At 60.0% G+C, this 16,394-nt stretch carries 17 protein-coding genes and 3 pseudogenes; 14 read left to right on the forward strand and 6 right to left on the reverse strand.

All coding sequences use genetic code 11. The features are described from left to right. Positions 1-224 precede the first annotated feature (224 nt). The 6 genes and pseudogenes from WBP07_RS22825 to WBP07_RS22850 all read left to right on the forward strand — a co-directional run bounded on the left by WBP07_RS22825 (position 225) and on the right by WBP07_RS22850 (position 4,840). On the forward strand, positions 225-428 hold the full coding sequence (locus WBP07_RS22825; RefSeq protein WP_395396143.1) for a hypothetical protein: 204 nt from the start codon (positions 225-227) through the stop codon (positions 426-428). 69 nt (positions 429-497) lie between these two features. After that, the gene (locus WBP07_RS22830) at positions 498-821 is read left to right on the forward strand and encodes a DUF6968 family protein (protein ID WP_395391182.1); all 324 of its coding nucleotides are present in this window, start codon (positions 498-500) and stop codon (positions 819-821) included. Positions 822-859: 38 nt separating this feature from the next. After that, positions 860-1,626 (forward strand): annotated as a pseudogene (locus tag WBP07_RS22835) (IS5 family transposase). Further along, a complete protein-coding gene (locus tag WBP07_RS22840; protein ID WP_395396144.1) occupies positions 1,627-2,496 on the forward strand; it encodes a hypothetical protein in 870 nt (289 codons plus the stop codon). It begins immediately after the preceding pseudogene. 389 nt (positions 2,497-2,885) lie between these two features. Next, positions 2,886-3,869 carry a DUF1254 domain-containing protein gene (locus WBP07_RS22845; RefSeq protein WP_395396145.1) on the forward strand — a complete coding sequence of 328 codons (984 nt, stop codon included), beginning with the start codon at positions 2,886-2,888 and terminating at the stop codon, positions 3,867-3,869. 11 nt (positions 3,870-3,880) lie between these two features. Continuing rightward, positions 3,881-4,840 carry a DUF1254 domain-containing protein gene (locus tag WBP07_RS22850; RefSeq protein ID WP_395396146.1) on the forward strand — a complete coding sequence of 320 codons (960 nt, stop codon included), beginning with the start codon at positions 3,881-3,883 and terminating at the stop codon, positions 4,838-4,840. A gap of 350 nt (positions 4,841-5,190) precedes the next feature. Here the strand turns inward: WBP07_RS22850 and WBP07_RS22855 are convergent, their stop codons facing one another. Then, positions 5,191-5,727 (reverse strand): hypothetical protein, encoded by a 537-nt coding sequence (locus tag WBP07_RS22855; protein ID WP_395396147.1) that lies wholly within the window; start codon positions 5,725-5,727, stop codon positions 5,191-5,193. A 645-nt stretch (positions 5,728-6,372) separates the two neighbouring features. Between WBP07_RS22855 and WBP07_RS22860 the strand changes: the two genes are divergently transcribed. The 3 genes from WBP07_RS22860 (at position 6,373) to WBP07_RS22870 (ending at position 8,910) form a co-directional block, all read left to right on the forward strand. Further along, positions 6,373-6,618 (forward strand): BrnT family toxin, encoded by a 246-nt coding sequence (locus WBP07_RS22860; RefSeq protein ID WP_395396148.1) that lies wholly within the window; start codon positions 6,373-6,375, stop codon positions 6,616-6,618. Continuing rightward, positions 6,615-6,902: a BrnA antitoxin family protein gene (locus WBP07_RS22865; protein ID WP_395396149.1), complete on the forward strand. Its 288-nt coding sequence runs from the start codon at positions 6,615-6,617 to the stop codon at positions 6,900-6,902. The genes WBP07_RS22860 and WBP07_RS22865 overlap by 4 nt, the downstream gene beginning before the upstream one ends. Positions 6,903-7,365: 463 nt before the next feature. Continuing rightward, positions 7,366-8,910, forward strand: coding sequence for a Fic family protein (locus WBP07_RS22870; RefSeq protein WP_395396150.1), 1,545 nt, complete (start codon positions 7,366-7,368; stop codon positions 8,908-8,910). A 363-nt stretch (positions 8,911-9,273) separates the two neighbouring features. On the opposite strand, the gene WBP07_RS22875 is transcribed toward WBP07_RS22870, so the two are convergent. The 3 genes and pseudogenes from WBP07_RS22875 to WBP07_RS22885 all read right to left on the reverse strand — a co-directional run. Beyond that, positions 9,274-9,621, reverse strand: a complete 348-nt coding sequence (locus tag WBP07_RS22875) for an SbcC/MukB-like Walker B domain-containing protein (protein WP_395396151.1) — start codon at positions 9,619-9,621, stop codon at positions 9,274-9,276. 86 nt (positions 9,622-9,707) lie between these two features. Continuing rightward, positions 9,708-10,181, reverse strand: a complete 474-nt coding sequence (locus WBP07_RS22880; protein WP_395396521.1) for a hypothetical protein — start codon at positions 10,179-10,181, stop codon at positions 9,708-9,710. A 52-nt stretch (positions 10,182-10,233) separates the two neighbouring features. Further along, positions 10,234-10,575, reverse strand: a pseudogene (locus WBP07_RS22885) (transposase); the annotation flags it as partial. 282 nt (positions 10,576-10,857) lie between these two features. On the opposite strand from WBP07_RS22885, the gene WBP07_RS22890 reads away from it, so the two are divergent. From WBP07_RS22890 to WBP07_RS22905, 4 genes are all read left to right on the forward strand, one after another. Next, the gene (locus tag WBP07_RS22890) at positions 10,858-11,238 is read left to right on the forward strand and encodes a glyoxalase superfamily protein (protein WP_395396152.1); all 381 of its coding nucleotides are present in this window, start codon (positions 10,858-10,860) and stop codon (positions 11,236-11,238) included. A 460-nt stretch (positions 11,239-11,698) separates the two neighbouring features. Continuing rightward, positions 11,699-12,883, forward strand: coding sequence for a tyrosine-type recombinase/integrase (locus tag WBP07_RS22895; RefSeq protein WP_395396516.1), 1,185 nt, complete (start codon positions 11,699-11,701; stop codon positions 12,881-12,883). Between the two features lie 308 nt (positions 12,884-13,191). After that, positions 13,192-13,737: a hypothetical protein gene (locus tag WBP07_RS22900; protein WP_395396153.1), complete on the forward strand. Its 546-nt coding sequence runs from the start codon at positions 13,192-13,194 to the stop codon at positions 13,735-13,737. Continuing rightward, positions 13,700-14,647: a nucleotidyl transferase AbiEii/AbiGii toxin family protein gene (locus WBP07_RS22905; RefSeq protein ID WP_395396154.1), complete on the forward strand. Its 948-nt coding sequence runs from the start codon at positions 13,700-13,702 to the stop codon at positions 14,645-14,647. Before WBP07_RS22900 ends, WBP07_RS22905 begins: the two co-directional genes overlap by 38 nt. 380 nt (positions 14,648-15,027) lie before the next feature. Here WBP07_RS22905 and WBP07_RS22910 read toward each other — a convergent pair. Beyond that, positions 15,028-15,657: pseudogene (locus tag WBP07_RS22910) on the reverse strand (IS3 family transposase); the annotation flags it as partial. Positions 15,658-15,679: 22 nt separating this feature from the next. Beyond that, positions 15,680-15,934 (reverse strand): hypothetical protein, encoded by a 255-nt coding sequence (locus WBP07_RS22915; protein ID WP_395396522.1) that lies wholly within the window; start codon positions 15,932-15,934, stop codon positions 15,680-15,682. Between the two features lie 90 nt (positions 15,935-16,024). Here WBP07_RS22915 and WBP07_RS22920 point away from each other — a divergent pair, with 90 nt between their 5' ends. Beyond that, complete coding sequence (locus WBP07_RS22920) at positions 16,025-16,288, forward strand: hypothetical protein (protein WP_395396155.1); 264 nt, start codon at positions 16,025-16,027, stop codon at positions 16,286-16,288. Positions 16,289-16,394 lie beyond the last annotated feature (106 nt).

A 16,394-nucleotide genomic window follows, 5' to 3' on the forward strand; every position in this document is an offset into this window, starting at 1 on the left:
GACATTGAGGGGGCCGCCTAGGGACGGCGAGAATTGGGTCGGGATTTGCCAGTTCGCCATCATCCGGCGAGTATGATAGGTCGATGTGACATTGTTGCATGCCAAGTTCAGCCTAAGGTCACGTTATGACGCGAAATCCCTTCCGCCTCCTACTCTCTCTCTTTGTCTGTTGGGCGGCACCGAGCAGCGCCGATAGTTGGGTGCCCGCCGAGCCGGAGATTTACGTGTCGCCAGACCAAACCTATCGGGTTCGAATTGATCCGCGCCCGATCACCAGTCCGCTGGCTTATTTTTCCGACAAGGTGAAAGGGCGCGAACCGGCGGGGGCACTGAAAGGGCATAAGGACACCAAGGCAACAGCGACGATCGAGCATCTTGAAAATGCCGATCAATGGACCCGTTTATGGTCCGGAAATTTGTCTAACTAGGCCGTGAACCCATAAAAGTTGCCGCCTTCTCAGCCCTATGCCACACCTTCCCGCGATGGAGGAGGGCAGATGATTGAAGCGCCATTTGTGGAGCGCAGGTTCGAGCTTGATGGCGGTGAATTGGTCGTCTGCTTTTTCACGCCATCGAAGGCACCTGGAGGCGAGTTCCAATGCCGTTATGTCATAGGATGGCCGGAACGAGAGGTTCGCCGGTATGCGTGCGGCCTGGATGGGCTCCAAGCCCTCATGCTGGCCATGCGCATCGTCCATACCGAACTTATCGAGAGTGATGCGTATAAGGCCGGACGCCTTACTTGGTGCGATCAGGCCGATCTCGACCTTCCACCTACTTGGGGCGAGGGATCGCTATATGACCCGCCTCCACATCCATAAACCTTTCAATCCCGCTTAGATTCTGATTCAGGGACGGCATGAGCCGATATGACCTGACCGACTTTGAGTGGCGCGTGATCGAGCCGCTGTTGCCAAATAAGCCGAGGGGCGTGCCGCGTGTCGACGACCGGCGCGTTCTGAACGGAATATTCTGGGTGCTGCGATCAGGCGCTCCATGGCGTGATCTGCCGGAACGCTATGGCCCGCGCACCACCTGCTACAACCGCTTTGCGCGATGGCGGAAGGCTGGCGTCTGGGATCGAATGATGGACGCCATCACCGCCGCGCACGATGGCGACATCCAGATGATCGACAGCACTTCCGTTCGCGCCCACCAGCAGGCAGCGACGGCAAAAAGGGGGATCGAGATCATTGTCTCGGTCGCTCCCGAGGCGGGCTCACGACCAAAATCCATGCGGTCGTCGACGGGCAAGGCCTCCCGATCCGGCTGAGCCTGACCGCAGGGCAAAGCCATGACGGCCAAGCCGCTGACGATCTGCTCGATCATGTTGGTGCCGGAACAATCATTCTGGCGGACAAGGCCTACGATGCCGATCGCATCCGGGTGTCTCTCCGCGAGAAAGGGGCGTTCGCCAACATCCCGCCAAAGTCCAACCGCCGATCAAAACCGTACTTCAGCACATGGCTCTACCGTCAGCGCAATCTCGTCGAACGGTTCTTCTCCAAGCTGAAGCACTTCCGCCGTGTTGCCACCCGCTACGAAAAGCTGGCCGAAAACTTCCTGGCCATGGTCCAGCTCGCCTCAATGCGGCTGTGGCTCCGTGCTTATGAGTCTACGACCTAAGTGGCTCCGGTCGATGCGCTGATCGCTGATGGCGGCAAATATCTGGTGACCTTCGATAACTGGCATTCCATGGGATATGGGCCAAACGTTGTGGCGATTTACGACGGGCATGGGCAGCTGATCCGCGCACTGGCCCTGAGCGACATTGTATCTGCGGATTATATTGTTGCGCTGGAGCATTCCGTCAGCTCGATCCGATGGCGCGGTGAGCCGCATTTTGCGCCGACAGGGTTGTTGGTCATCCCAATCGTCGTTCCAGACGCGCAGGATGACGGCAAAGAGGAAACTTACCTGGATGCGGTTCTGCGACTGTCCGATGGTTCGGTTATTTCGGGCTCTTCGCCTGATTGGCAGAGGGCGGAGGCAACAGCACAATCCATGGCCCGCCAGAAGCGGGATTACGAAAAGCAGGCCAAACAGGCATTCATTGCGCCATTACTCGGCCCCAATGAGAACACGGAACGAAACTGGCACGACTACCTGACGGAGGCCTTCTATCGCTCGTCACCAAACTGGAAGGATGCCTCGACATCCACCACGGTGCTTCGCGACCCAAGCGCCCCCAACTATGCCGCATCGGAAGGCTGGTTGCGCGATGCGCTGCTGTCGCTTGACTATGAGCATGGCACGATGAGCTTTGCCAGCATCGCCCCGTTTGATTTTTTCGTGGCGCGCATGAAAGCCATTTTGGCGGATGCCAAATCTGGCCAACTCAAAGGCTCCAAAGTCTACGTCGCCGCACCCACGAGTGCGCTTCCGCTATTGCAGTCTATTTTTGCGAAGACCGGTGCAAAAGTGTTCGTCTTTGATCCAAATTCCCCGATCCCCCAGCGTCCGGATCGCCTGAAGCGCTATCTTTCCAGAGAATGACGGAGTTTCGACTTAGCATTGAGGCTAGGCGTGTCTGCAATTGAGGTGATAGCCGTCGATCTTCTCGTGGGGAGCGGTAATCGGGGGCTGAATGGCGACAAAGGGTCGGTTTCGCTGAAGGCAAACACCGTGTCATGGGACTTTGCTGGCGTTCCCATGGCAGATGTTGAACGTCAGCTCCTGTCAAAAGCTGACGTTCAGCGCTCACCGGGGCGGCGTCGGGTCATGGTAGAGGCTGGGCCGTCGGCGGTCTATCCGCTTCCCGTGCCAGAGGTCGCGTTGGCTGCCATTCGCAGGTCAGGAATCGTACGCGGCATTCCTGCGGGTTAGCCCCAATCCATCGGGCGAGAAGCTCAGTCTAAATTCCCAGCCCTTAAAGGGGTTCGACCATGTCCGACGACCTGACAAATGCCAAGTTGACTACCGACCCATCCGTCAGTGTCGATCGCGCCAATTTCGTCCGCGCCGAGACCGACAACTATTTCAAACGCTTCGTTGGCGAAGGCGGCTTGGGCAAGTTCGTGCATAATCGCGAGCTGGTCGATCTCGATCACCAACTCGTGATCCGCATGAACCGCGACACCATCTATTCGCAAACGGTGCTCGACCTCAATGCCGGGCCGGTGACGATAACCCTGCCTGACACCGGCGGACGCTTCCTGTCGGCACTGGTGATCGATGAGGATCACTATGTCATTGAGACCTTCTATGACAGTGCGCCACATCGTTTCGCGCGCGGGGCCGTAAACACGCGCTACATCGCAGTGCTGCTCCGGACCTTCGTCGATCCGAGCGATCCCGCTGATCTGCGAAAGGTCCATGCGCTACAGGACGCGATCACGGTCGAGCAACCCGGTGGCCCGGGCACGTTCGAAGTGCCCGATTGGGAAAAAGCCTCGCTCGATGCGACACGTGCCGAGCTTTGCAAGGCGAAGGTCGATCTCTCAAATGCATTTGGCAAACCGGACGAGGTCGATCCCGGGGCGCACCTAATCGCGACGGCAATGGGTTGGGGTGGCAATCCGCCGCGCGATGCGGTCTACCTCATGTTCGAACCGGCGGTGAATGACGGCAAGACCAAGTATCGTCTCACTGTGAAGGACGTCCCCGTTGACGGCTTCTGGTCGGTCACGGTCTATAACAAGGACGGCTATTTCGAGAAAAATCCGCAGAACGCCTATTCGATCAACAACGTGACCGCGAAGCGCGACGCGGACGGTTCGGTCAGCATCCAGTTTGGCAGCTGTGACGGAAGCGTCGCGAACTGCCTGCCCATCACGCCGGGTTGGGGTTACTCGGCCCGCCTGTACCGCCCGCGCGCCGAGGTTTTGAACGGCAATTGGACATTCCCTGAAGCGAAGCGGGTCGATTGAGGAAAGCAGCAATGAGCAATCCCGTCACAGTCGAGAACTTCACCCGCGCCGAGAGCGATTTTTATTTCGCCAAGGTAGTCGAGGATGGCGGTTTCGGGAAATTCCACCACGCCCGCCAACCCGCGTCGATCGATCACCAGACCGTTATCCGGATGAATCGCGACACGATCTATTCGAGCGCCGTCGTCGATCTAGACGCTGGGCCGGTCACCATTGCCCTTCCCGAAAGCAGCGGACGCTTCCGCTCGCTACAAGTCCTGAATGAGGATCAGTACACCTTAAAGGTGGCCTATGACGCAGGCCGCTATCGCTTCACCCGGGAGGAGGCCGGAACGCGATATATCCATGTGTCGATTCGTACGCTGGTCGATCCCAACACGCCCAGCGATCTCGAAGCCGCCCACGCCCTGCAAGGCGGGGCGACGCTCGATCAGCCCAGCGGCCCCGGCACATTCGAGGTGCCGGATTGGGATCAGGCGAGTCATAAGAAGGTACGCGATGCTCTGCTTGTCCTCGGGACCACCCTGCCTGATTCCAAGCATGTCTTCGGACGCAAGGAAGATGTCGATCCGGTGCGCTTCCTGATCGGCTGCGCTGTCGGTTGGGGCGGCAATCCAGAAACCGAGGCGAGCTATCTCAACTTCACGCCGGCCCAAAACGACGGCCAAACAGTGCACAGGCTGAAGGTGAAGGATGTCCCCGTCAATGGGTTCTGGTCGATCAGTGTTTACAACGCGAAAGGGTTTTTCGAGCCGAACGACCGCAACGCCTATTCGATCAATAATCTGAGCGCGGTGAAGGATCCGGACGGATCGGTGACGGTCCAGTTCGGCGGATGCGAGCAGCCCGGGGCGGGGCCTAACTGCATTCCCATCACGCAGGGATGGAACTATATCGTCCGCCTCTATCGCCCACGCCTCGAGATTCTTGACGGGCGCTGGACGTTCCCCCCGGCGGTGCCGATCTCGTAGGAACGGCACGTTACAGGCTCGACGCGGAATGGCGCTGAATGACTGAATGTGAGGCGCGCTGCCGATCGCCCCTTTGACCAGCGCGAACGGCATCTTCCGTTGGGACCTGACGTTCAGCGCCGACGGAGTGAACGACTGACATGGGTCGGGAGTTGCCACAACTCGAAGAACGGGGCCAAATCCGAGCCAGCATGCCTCTTTACAGGGGGCTGTGGGGGCTGTGGTCCTGCAGCCAACCGCCCCAACACCGTTATCTGTCAGACGCAGCCATCGTTGAGGGCGCGAGGGCCCACGCAAATGGGAATAGCGATGGCTAACATGAGTTTCTCGGTGGAAGTTGGCCACCGCAGTCAGTGCCCGGGCATTCTTCCAGGAGGTTGAAGAATGCCGCCAGCCATCCTCCCATCAGAATCTAGCACTGCCGACATCACCACTTCACCGTTAGAGAACACCAAATCGTAAGTGTCGTCCCCCATCGCGCCGCGCCCGCGAAACGTGATCGACTTCAACTCGCCCAGCGAGTTGAACATGCCATGTGTCATGGGCAAATCCCGCCGGACGATTTCAGCGAACTGAGGGGAAAGCTTGTCGTAGTCAGGCGTCCCCTTCGCCAGACCGGCAACTAAGCTTCGCAAGGCAGCCTCGGTGCCAGCAGTCGGCACTGAACCATTCGCGGCTAGAGGTGCAGAGGGGTTCGATGCTGACGGTCTTGCCTGACCCTCAATGCCCCCAGATGACTGAATACCGATGATTAAAGCGGCGGCTGCCAAAAAGCTCATTAGCATGACTCCTGAGACCACATAGGCTTGGCGCCGCCGGGTGATCCACGCGGTCTCATTTCGTGGGGCGGCAATGGAGCCGCCTTCGTCAGGCTTGGCATTCTCCAAAGAAAGGTCCGGCGAGCAGGGTCCTACTCGACCAGACCGTTCTGACGCCTCCACCAGCTTCGCAACCTCGAGGGATGAAGACAGGCCCAGCTGGTGCGTGCCATCTTCAACCGCTTCTCCACAGCATGCGGAGAAATACCAAGATCGAGGGCCATTTGCTTAGCAGTCTGATGATTGAGACAACGCTTGAGGCATTCGCGCTCAGCTAAAGTCAGGCGCAGGATTGCTGCCCGTGTGCTCTCATCTATCACGTCCATCCTCATGCCGGCCAACTTAGCGCTTAACGAGCCAACGCCAACTCCGGCTGTCTGGTACCCCTCTGGTACCCCAACTGTCGACTCCATTCCTGCACGCTCAAAAAGGCTGGCGAGGCAATCCCTTAATGGGAGGGTTGCCGGTTAGCGGCAGCTCCAGGCTCTGATGTCCGCTCCATTTCAGATTGAGACGTTTGCGCAGGCCCACGTGTACGTCTTGCCTTGGGTCGCGATTTGCCGGAACCGGACGGTCCGCACCTACGGAGGTGAAATCGGCGGCTGAGCGTCTCGTAAGGGTCGGGCGCGGTAGGGCTTCAAATGCCGACACCAAGAGCGAATTGCAGTTACGAAAATCGATTGACCACAGATCAAATTGTAACTACAAAAAACCATGGTCATCGTATGGGATGAGCCGAAACGGCAAGCGAACCTCGTCAAGCACGGGATCGACTTTGCTGATGTGGGCGAAGGATTCTTCCTCTCAGCTCTGGTTATCCCTGCGAAGGACGGACGCTTTGCCGCCATCGGTGAGATGAACGGCACGATCACGGTGATTTTCGCTGTGCTGGGCACCGAAGGCGTTTCGATCATCTCTGCCCGCCCGGCCAGCACTACGGAACGGAGGCTCCTGCCATGACCGACCCGAAACATGCCGCTCCCGGATACACCCAAGCCGATATGGATGCGGTCAGCAATAACCCTGAATGGACAGCCGAGGACTTCGCGAAGGCAAAGCCTTTCGCTGAGGCCTTCCCGGACCTCGCAAAGACGATTCGCGCACGCGGTCCGCAGAAGGCCCCGAAAAAGGTCAGCACCACACTGCGCCTTTCGCCCGAGGTGATCGAGCATTTCAAATCCAGCGGCCCCGGTTGGCAGTCGCGGATCGATGCAGTTCTCAAGGATTGGGTTGCTGCGCACTGACGCCGATTATCCCCATCCTCCTGGTAGGGCGATGGCAAGCTGCCGGTCCGCTCCTGGGAGCCGAAATCGGTGATTGAACGATCGGAATGGGTCGGCAACAAACGCTCTGTTGCTCCAGAATCTGGCGCGTAGGTTCGGGTTTTGCAGCGGGCCTGGGTTTGGCCAATCGGCGATACCAATTTGCTGCTGGATCGCATCACCCCCCATTAGCGCATCCCCGGCCGACACCCTTTCCTGGCCCGGACGGCGACCCGCCTGTTGAAGCGGCCATTCCGGTGACTAGCGGTAACACGTAACTCTGCAGCGCCTTTAACTGAGCAGCGAACTTGCGCGCGTTTGCCGCGTTCAGGTCGTGGGAAATCGATTTTCACAGATCGTAGCGAATGGTGATTGAATTTCAGAGCCGGTGATGCATATTCGCAAATGGTCTAGACCACAGTGAGTGGTTTGCACGGGATCATTTATGGGTGATTGGCCTTCACAAACGGTGATGGATTTTCGCGGACGGCGTTTGCCGGAGCCCGCCACTCCGCAGGGTTATGCTGCGCTTATAGCGAAATATGATCTTTCGCTGCCCTTGCCGCCTCACCTCGCTGGTATTGCCGAGCGGCATCATCCCGCCTCGAGTGACGACTGGACGCTCCTGACGCCGAGGCATCAACCCGAAGCGACTCTCGCCGGCCAATTGGTGTTTGCTCTCAAATGGGAGGGTGTCGACCTTAGCGTCCTGGCACGCATCTTCGCCGCTATCGGCTCTCAGCCCATCCGAGAGTTCATACAGGCGACGCCGACAGGCGCCTTCGCCCGCCGCGTCTGGTTTCTCTACGAGTGGATTACCGGCGAGGAGCTCGATCTTCCAGACCCCGGCAAGGTCAAGGCGGTGCCGGTCATCGACGACAAACTGCAGTTCGCGTTGGCGAATGGCAGAGTGTCGTCGCGCCACAAGGTCATCGACAACCTTCCTGGAACGCCAGCCTTCTGTCCAATGGTCCGGCGTACCAAAGCCCTCGAGGCCGTGGCGGCGAAGCAGCTCGACCAACTCGCCCGCGCCGAGATTGGCAGGGTACGTGGCGATCTAATAGCCCGCGCTGCCGCCTTTCTCCTTCTCAATGATTCGAAATCGTCCTTCGCAATCGAAGGCGAACGCCCCTCCGGAACACGTGCGGCCCGCTGGGGACAGGCGATCGCGCAGGCAGGGACGCACCCGCTTACGATTGCTGAGTTCGAACGCCTTCAACGAGTTGTCATCGGCGATGACAACCGCTTTGTCCGGCTCGGCTTGCGAACCGAGGGCGGCTTCGTCGGCGTCCATGATAGGGAGACCGGGGAGCCGCTACCCGATCACATCAGCGCCCGACATGAAGACGTCGAAAGTCTACTGAAGGGCCTCGTTGCTTACGCCGAACGGACCCTGGCCGGCGGCTTTGACGCTGTCATCGCCGCGGCGGCCATGGCCTTTGGTTTCGTGTATATCCACCCATTCGTGGACGGAAATGGCCGCATCCACCGCTGGCTGATCCACCACGCGCTGGCCTCGGCTCACTATAACCCGGCTGGACTGGTGTTTCCGATCAGCGCCGCGATCCTGCGCCAGCTCGACCGATATCGCTCCGTTCTCGAAACTTATTCGCGCCCCCTCCTTCCCGAGATCGAATGGCAGCGAACCAAGGAAGGAAATGTCGAGGTGCTCAACCGCACAATCGACTTTTACCGCTATTTCGACGCCACCGCGCATGCCGAATTTCTCTATGCGTGCGTAGAGCAGACCGTCATGGAAGACCTTCCCCGCGAGGTCCGCTTTCTCGAAGCATTCGATCAGTTCAGCGATGGTGTGCAGGAGATTGTCGATATGCCATCGGCACTTATCGAGTTGCTGCAAAAGTTCCTCGCGCAGAATGCCGGCCGCTTTTCCCAGCGGGCGCGGGCCCGGGAATTCGGATCGCTGACCGACGAGGAGGCCAACCGGATAGAGCAACTTTACGCAGATGCCTTCGGAGAGGCGACATGACGGTCTCGCCCGTCGATCAAGGCCGCCTTGGGACAGAAATCATTCCACACTTGTGAATATCAAACGCATCGCAGCAGACCATTTCCTACGTCGCGCCAACGTCCCGGAATCCCTGATCCGTCGCCTTCTGGACAACTGAGATCAGGCTACCGGAATAAATTGTCGAAGCGCGTGGCAGCCGCGATGGCACTCGAGCAACTTGCCGCGAGGGTCGCGAATTGACGTGCTCGTCAGAAACCGGACGCGTCCGCAACATCCGTGGGATGATTGGTTTGTATTTGGTCGCCACTGAGAGGTCGGCCTGGTCTGCCGGCTAACCGATCTGCGTCTGGCTCGGGCCAAGGCACCGCGCTTCGGGCATTTCTATCCATATGCAATCCCGATCGTGCTGGTGCCGCGCCCAGTAGGAGTCACCTCGATCTTGACCGGCACGCGCTCTTTCAACTCTTCGACGTGGCTGATCACACCCACGCGGCGGCCGCTCGCATGAAGACGTTCGAGGAGGGCCAAGGGCTGACCGAGACTGGCTGGATCGAGCGCCCCGAAGCCTTCGTCGATGAACAGGCTTTCGATCTTGACCCCGCGTCCGCCAGACATTTCGGCGAGGCCCAAGGCAAGGACGAGACTGACCAAAAAGCGCTCGCCTCCGGATAGGTTGTGTAGACCGCGCACTTGCCCGCCCATGTCATTGTCCACGACCTGGACCAACATTTCGCCGCCGGTCCCTCGTTCCAGAGCGTAGCACGGCTTCAGCTCTGCAAGGTGGGCGTTGGCGTGTTCGAGCAGTCGATCGAGTGTCAGCCCTTGCGCAAAGCGTCGAAACGCCTTGCGCTCTCGGTCGCCGATGAGGTCGGAGAGACGCAGCCAGACGTCGGCTTGGGACGTGGCCGCCTCAAGCTCCGCGCGCGAGCCTCCTCATTCGCCTGTCGCACTTTGCCCGAGGCCCGCGCTGTTGCCTCTTCAACCTCCGCGATGCTGCGACCTTCGAGCAGTTCAGAGCGTTCGGCGCTTTTGAGGGCATGTGTGTTGGCAAGGTTGAGCTTTGTTGCGGCAGCGGTCTCAGCGTGTAGGCGCGCGAGATCACGAGCACGTACGGCCTCGTGGCGCTGCGCATCGAGGCCGGGCAGGGCAGCTTCAGCTTCGCTCTGTTCGGCAGTGTGAGACCGCCAAGTTTCTGCCTGCTCGTGCACCCAACTCCCTGCGTCCGGCAATTGCCGCCATTCCGAGAACGCCGCGAGGGCCCGATCGAGCGCGCGATCGTTGTTCTGCATTTTCGCATTGAGCCGGTCGGCCGTGGCACGACCTTCGCTCAGAGCCTGGGCATGGCGCCAATCGCCCCGTCAGCCACATCAATTCGACGTTCCGCTGGGCTTCACGCTCGAGCCGCCGGCTCGACTGGACCCGATTCAGATAGCCGTAGAGGTAAATCTTGAGCATCGTTGCTGGATGATAGGCAGGACGGCCCGTCTCAGCCGGCGTCATTCCAGCGAACTGCAGCGCCTTCAAATCGAGCGCATCAATGAAGGCCTCGATTGCCCGAACCGGGTTGCCTTCCGACACGTAGTCATCCAGCGAAGCTGGCAGCAAATAGTTCTGCCGACGGTCTTCCCCTTGGACGAAACGACCCGTTCCAAAGCCTCCCGAAACGCAAGAGAACCACAGCATATCCGGGCGTTTTTACACAGCCTCGGGACTAAGCCGCCATCCCGGTGCGGTGCGCAAAACGACGGTCATCTAGCCAGAACCTGCCGTTCGTGGGCCGACCTTTGTCCTGCCGCCTATGTGGAAGGCTGGTGGATTCTTGTCGGCCCCACTTGGGTGAACGGCGGGCCAAAGTAGCCGACCCTTTTTGTTGACAGAACCTCGCACACAAAGCAGCAAGTTGACCCGGACACCGCTCCGTAATCGGCACGCGCACCGCCGCCCCTGCCTGAATAGGACGAGACGATGGCGGACTCCGCTTTGGCGACGATTACCTTTGGGCGCGCTGCGCCGGGATTATGCGTGCGCGATATCCAAGCCGCGCAAGACTTCTATTCGCGCGTGCTGGGCTTCGAGAAGGTTTTTGAGAACGGTGATCCGGTCGGTTTCATGGTGATGAAAAAAGATCGTGCCGAAATCCACCTGAGCCAAAAGCCAGACCACAAGGCTTCCACCGTCAATGTCATGCACATGTTCGTCAGCGATGTAGCGGCGCTCTATGCCGTCTGCGAGGCCGAGGGCGTGAGGATCATCAAGAGCCTCGCCGACAAAGATTACGGGCAACGAGCCTTTGTCTTCGCTGACCCGGACGGCAACCGGATCGACATAGGCGAACGGCGCTCATAGCTCTACGTGCCGCGTAAGGGCCGTTTCCGGGCGGCTCTTACAGAGAGATCGACGACTGCCATTGGGGCGCTTGCTGTCCGGCTGCTGTATGACGCTCGGTCGGCGACTTCTGTCATCAGCGACCGTTCGCTTCCAGGCCGCTGAATGGCTTATGTTGGTCGGCACCAGGCGCTCTTTTGCTCGAGGATATCGCGTGTAGGTTCGGGTTTTGCAGTGGGCGTGGGTCTGGCCGATCGGCGATATCAATTTGCTGCTGGATCGCATCATTACCCATTAGAGCATCCCGGTCGGCACCCTTTCCTGGCCCGCGGAGTATCGATGAACATGCCACTAATGGCAGTTATTGCGTGTTCATATTGCACGTCGCTATAAGGAAGCCACGTCCGGAGCATCGGGGTGGCAGGGGAGCGAAATGGCGAAAAACTGGGGAATTGCCGAAAGCACGGGAGGTTTGTCCGTGATGGCGCCGCCATCCGAAACGCCTGCCGGTGATCTTCCGCGCTTCCTCACCCGATTGCGTACGTTCGAGCGGATCACGCTCGATGCCGCGCTGCTCGATGCGTTTGTCGCTGCATCCTCGCGGCACACGTTCCTCGCTTTGCGCTCGGATCTCGCCGCGTTCGATCTGTGGTGCCGGCAGCACCGGCGCTTCACGCTGCCGGCTCAGCCAGAGGATGTCGCGGACTACCTGGATGCGCGCGCGGGCGAGGGCGCCAAACCCGCCTCGCTGTCGCGCTACAAGGCCTCGATCGCCCGCGGGCACCAGTTGTTGGGCCTCGCCGATCCGACCAAGGCACCATTGGTGAAGCTGCGGCTTGCTGCCATCCGCCGCGACAAGGGTGTCGCGCAGCGCCAGGCAGCTCCGCTGCGCTTCAAGGGGCCGGTGCGCGATGTCGAGCGCGATCCGGCGCGCGGGCTCAATGTCCGCGCGCTGCTCGACGCGTGCGGCGAGGATCTGACCGGGCTGCGCGACCGCGCGCTGCTTAGCCTGGCCTACGACACGGGCCTCCGCGTGCGCGAGCTGGTGGCGGTGCAAGTGGAAGATCTGCTGGAGGCGATCGATCCCGAGGCGCGGTTGCTGGCGATCGCGCGCAGCAAGGGCGACCCGGAGGGGGAGGGGGCCACCGCCTATCTGTCGCCGCGCACCGTGCGCGCGATTGCCGCCTGGACCGCGGCGGCGGTGATCGACGCGGGGCCGCTGTTCCGGCGCGTCATCGTCCGGCGTTACAAGGCACGCGCCCGCCAGCCTGGGCGTAAACTGGCGACGATCTCCGGGCGCGAGACCTGGGATCTGCGCAAGACACTGCCCAAGCCGGCGGTGCCGGCGCGCACCGAATATTCGATCGGCGAGCGGGCGCTGCATCCGGCGTCGATCGGACCGATCTGGCGGGCGATCATCACCCGGGCCTTTGAAAAGGGGGCTTTGCCCGATCTGACCAAGGACGATTTGGCGCGGTTACTCGCGCAGGTCACCGGGCATTCCACGCGCGTCGGGCTCAACCAGGACTTGTTTGCCAGCGGCGAGGATCTCGCCGGGATTATGGATGCGCTGCGCTGGAAGAGCCCGCGTATGCCGCTAGCTTACAACCGCAACCTTGCGGCCGAGGCTGGAGCGGCCGGCCGATTGATGAGGAAGCTCGGATAGGCTGATACGAGCAATGTGACGGTCGCGAAGTGGGACATTTTGCTCAGTCGGGTGTTGAGTGCCCAGGCGAGGAAAGCCGACGCTTGCCGCATAGCTAATGGCGGCGATCGGAGTGCCAGCAAGGACTTTCCCCCCGACTGATTTTTTACAGTCATGCTGAGGCTACAACGTCAATTCTTCATATGAGGCGTCACTCTTGTGATTCTCCCCGCCTCCACCTATATACGATGCCGTAAAGGTCGTATTTTGGTTTGCACATGATGTCGCTGGCTGATCAGATTCTAAAGCGCCTCGATGGAGGTCGGACATTGAGCAGGGGAGAATTTCTGCTTGATGCCGATTATGATTCTGTGGGCCGCACGCTTCGCCAGCTGATGAAGGACAGGCGCGTCGAGCGTGTCGGACGCGGCCAGTATCGCAAGGCGGAGCCCGGCAAACGCCCTGCGATCACCGAGACAATTGGCGCTGCCATCGCCAGGAAAGTGCGACGTTCCAAGCGCAATGTCTTTCTGCGCAGCGATTTCGCGCCGCTGGGAAGCTATGATGCCGTTGGCCGTGCCTTGCGGCAGAAGGCCACGGAGGGCCAGCTCGTCCAGATCGGTTATGGCCTTTATGCCAAGGCCGAGGTTTCGCCTTTCACCGGCAAGCCCGTTCCGATCGTCGGCATCAAGAAACTCGCGACCGAGGCGCTGGGCCGCCTTGGCAAGAAAGTGGCGCCGTCCTCTCTTGAAGATGCCTATAATCGCGGTCGCTCGACGCAGGTGCCAACGGGCCGTGTCGTGGCGGTCGAGGATCGGGTTCGGCGCCGGATAGGATATGACGGAAATTATGTCGTTCTCGAACGCGCCCGATGAGGGGCTGCTGGGCCGCGTCGCGGGTGCGCTTGCCGTCGACGAGGCCTTTGCGGAGAAGGACTGGTTTGTTGTCCAGGCCATAGAGCGGCTTGCGGGACTGGCGACCGAAGATTTCACGCCGGTCTTTTCGGGCGGAACATCGCTCCTGAAGGCGCATAACCTCATTCGCCGCTTCTCCGAGGACATCGATTTCAAGCTATTGCTGTCGGACGGCTTTCTTGCGCGCAGCCGCAATCAGCGCAGACAAGCGCTCAAGGCGTTTCGCAATGCAATGGTCGAAGCCTGGACGGCGATGGGCTTCGATGTGACATCCTGCATCTCGCGCGATGAGCACCGCTTCATTGAGCTTGAAATGACCTATCCGACCATTCTGGAGCTGCATGGCTCCTTGCGGCCGCATATCCTCGCGCAGGTATCGGCGAAGCCGCCCCGGCTTGATATTCAGCACAAGGCGGTCGGGTCATTCGCTGGCCAATATGCCCGATCCGGGCCGGAAGTGCCCGACATAGCCTGCATCGACCCGGTCGAGACGGCGGCCGATAAGCTCAGCGCCTTTTCCTGGCGGATGCTGTTGCGCGATCGTGAGCATGAAGAAGACGATCCCACCATCGTTCGCCATCTGCATGACTTGGCGGCACTTGAATTGCTGGCAACGGCGCATCCGGATTTCCCCGCGCTTCTGAACACAGTGCTGGAGGATGACAGCAACAGGGGCGGCGGGGGTGTTGCGGAACTTGCGCCCCGGGAGCGGCTTGCCGCCATGCGCGAGAAGCTGGCGGCTGATCCTGTCTATGCCGAGGAATATGCCCGGTTCGTGGGCGGCATGGCGTTTGCCGGCGATGCCGAGGTGCCTGCGTTTGACGTGGCGGTGGCAGCGGTTGGCCGGCTGTGCGACCTTTTGGCAGATTGAAATTACACAACTGCCGCAATGCCTAAAGAAAACAGAGTGATGGGTTAAGATCGTGGTGGACTGACCCCGGCCTGCGCAGCAAGAGGCACTTATGATCTTGGGTTTTCGCTTTCGCTTCAAAAGAAGCATGGTTCGACATTGCTATAGACAGGGCGTGACGATTGCGCAGGGAGAACTGATGCCAGTGCCTGTGCAACCCAGCGTTTTTCTTCGGTGTGAACAAAATCGATGAGCCTGGCACCCAGAGATTTTGTTCCGCTTGATCGGCGCTTCGAGCGGCCGAACACTTCAGATACCACGGACTATTGGGCCGAGGTTCTGGCCGATCGGGAACGTCCGCGCGATTGGAACTGCTTGACGAGAGAGCCCCGACTACAGAAGCATTCGTCACGCAGTAGAGCGTTGAAGCTCTCGATGAAGCCGTTCTGCTGCGGCTTGCCTGGCGCGATGTAGTGCCACTCGATGTCGCGATCCCGCGACCATCGCCGGATAGCCATACTGGTCAGTTCGCTGCCGTTATCACTGACCACCATGGCTGGCTTGTCCTGACGCTCGAGAATGGCGAGATCGAGTTCGCGGGCAACGCGCAAGCCTGAGATCGAGGTGTCGGCGACGAGAGCCAAACACTCCCGGCTGCAGTCATCGACCAGAGCGAAGATCCTGAACCGGCGCCCACAAACGAGGGCGTCGGACACGAAGTCGAGGCTCCAACGCTGGTTCCGTCCCTGAGGGAACACCATGGGCGCCCGCGTGCCCAAAGCCCTTTTGCGTCCACCGCGCCGACGCACCTGCAGGCGCTCCTCGCGATACAATCGCCGGAACTTCTTGTGGTTCATCGTCCATCCTTCACGGCACAGCAGCCAGTGCAAGCGGCGATAGCCGAACCGGCGCCGCTGCCCGGCCAACTCACGGATGCGTACCCGTGCCGCTGTATCGTCCGGCCGGCGGCTGACGTAGCGCACGCTCGTTCGATCCACGCCCAGAGCCTCGCAAGCCCGGCGCTGGCTCACGAGCAGACTAGAACCGGTAGTCTCAGGTTAGCGTAAAAGTCCTCCGGCGCCCGGCGAAGAACGCGAGGTTGTCGGTCGGCAGGCGAGTATCGCTGCTGTAGTCGATGTAGAACTTGTCGAAGAGGTTCTGCACGCTCAAGCGGAGCTCGATCTTGTCGGTCGCAAATGCTGCGTGAACCTGCCAGTTGCTGCGGTTTGAAGATGGAGCCGCATTTGCCCGAGCGCTCTTGGGTCCTTTCTTGACCCTCTCCCGAGTATGACTAAAAATCAGCGGCAACAGCGGCCGACGTTCTCGCGCGGCGACGCATCGGGTCGTCCTGAAGCGCTTCGCCGATGTAGATCAGGTTTTGAAGCAGGGGAGAAAGTGATGTTCCGTCACGTTCTAAGGGCAATGGATGATCAGATCGCGAATGCTGATTCGCAGGGCCTGGTGGTTAAGGAATTCCGCGTGCACGACCAGGATTGGAGGGCAATCGCTGCATTTCTTGAAGGGCATCCATTCCTGGCGAGTGAAATCCCTGGCGGCAAGCGCTACAGGGGCGTCCAGGTCGAGATTTGCCAGCCGTATGAGGGCGGATTTCTCGTTGCCGAACTGTCGGATGGTCGCATCGTCAACCCAGATCTGGCGTAGAAGAATTATCAGGCGATTTGCCAGCGAGGGTGTGAGCAACATTGCCATGCCCCGCCGCAATCCCCGTGTCAGGCGCCATGCAAAACTGGGCCGGTGGCGACAAATA

This window comes from Novosphingobium oxfordense (assembly GCF_044029435.1).
Lineage (GTDB): Bacteria > Pseudomonadota > Alphaproteobacteria > Sphingomonadales > Sphingomonadaceae > Novosphingobium.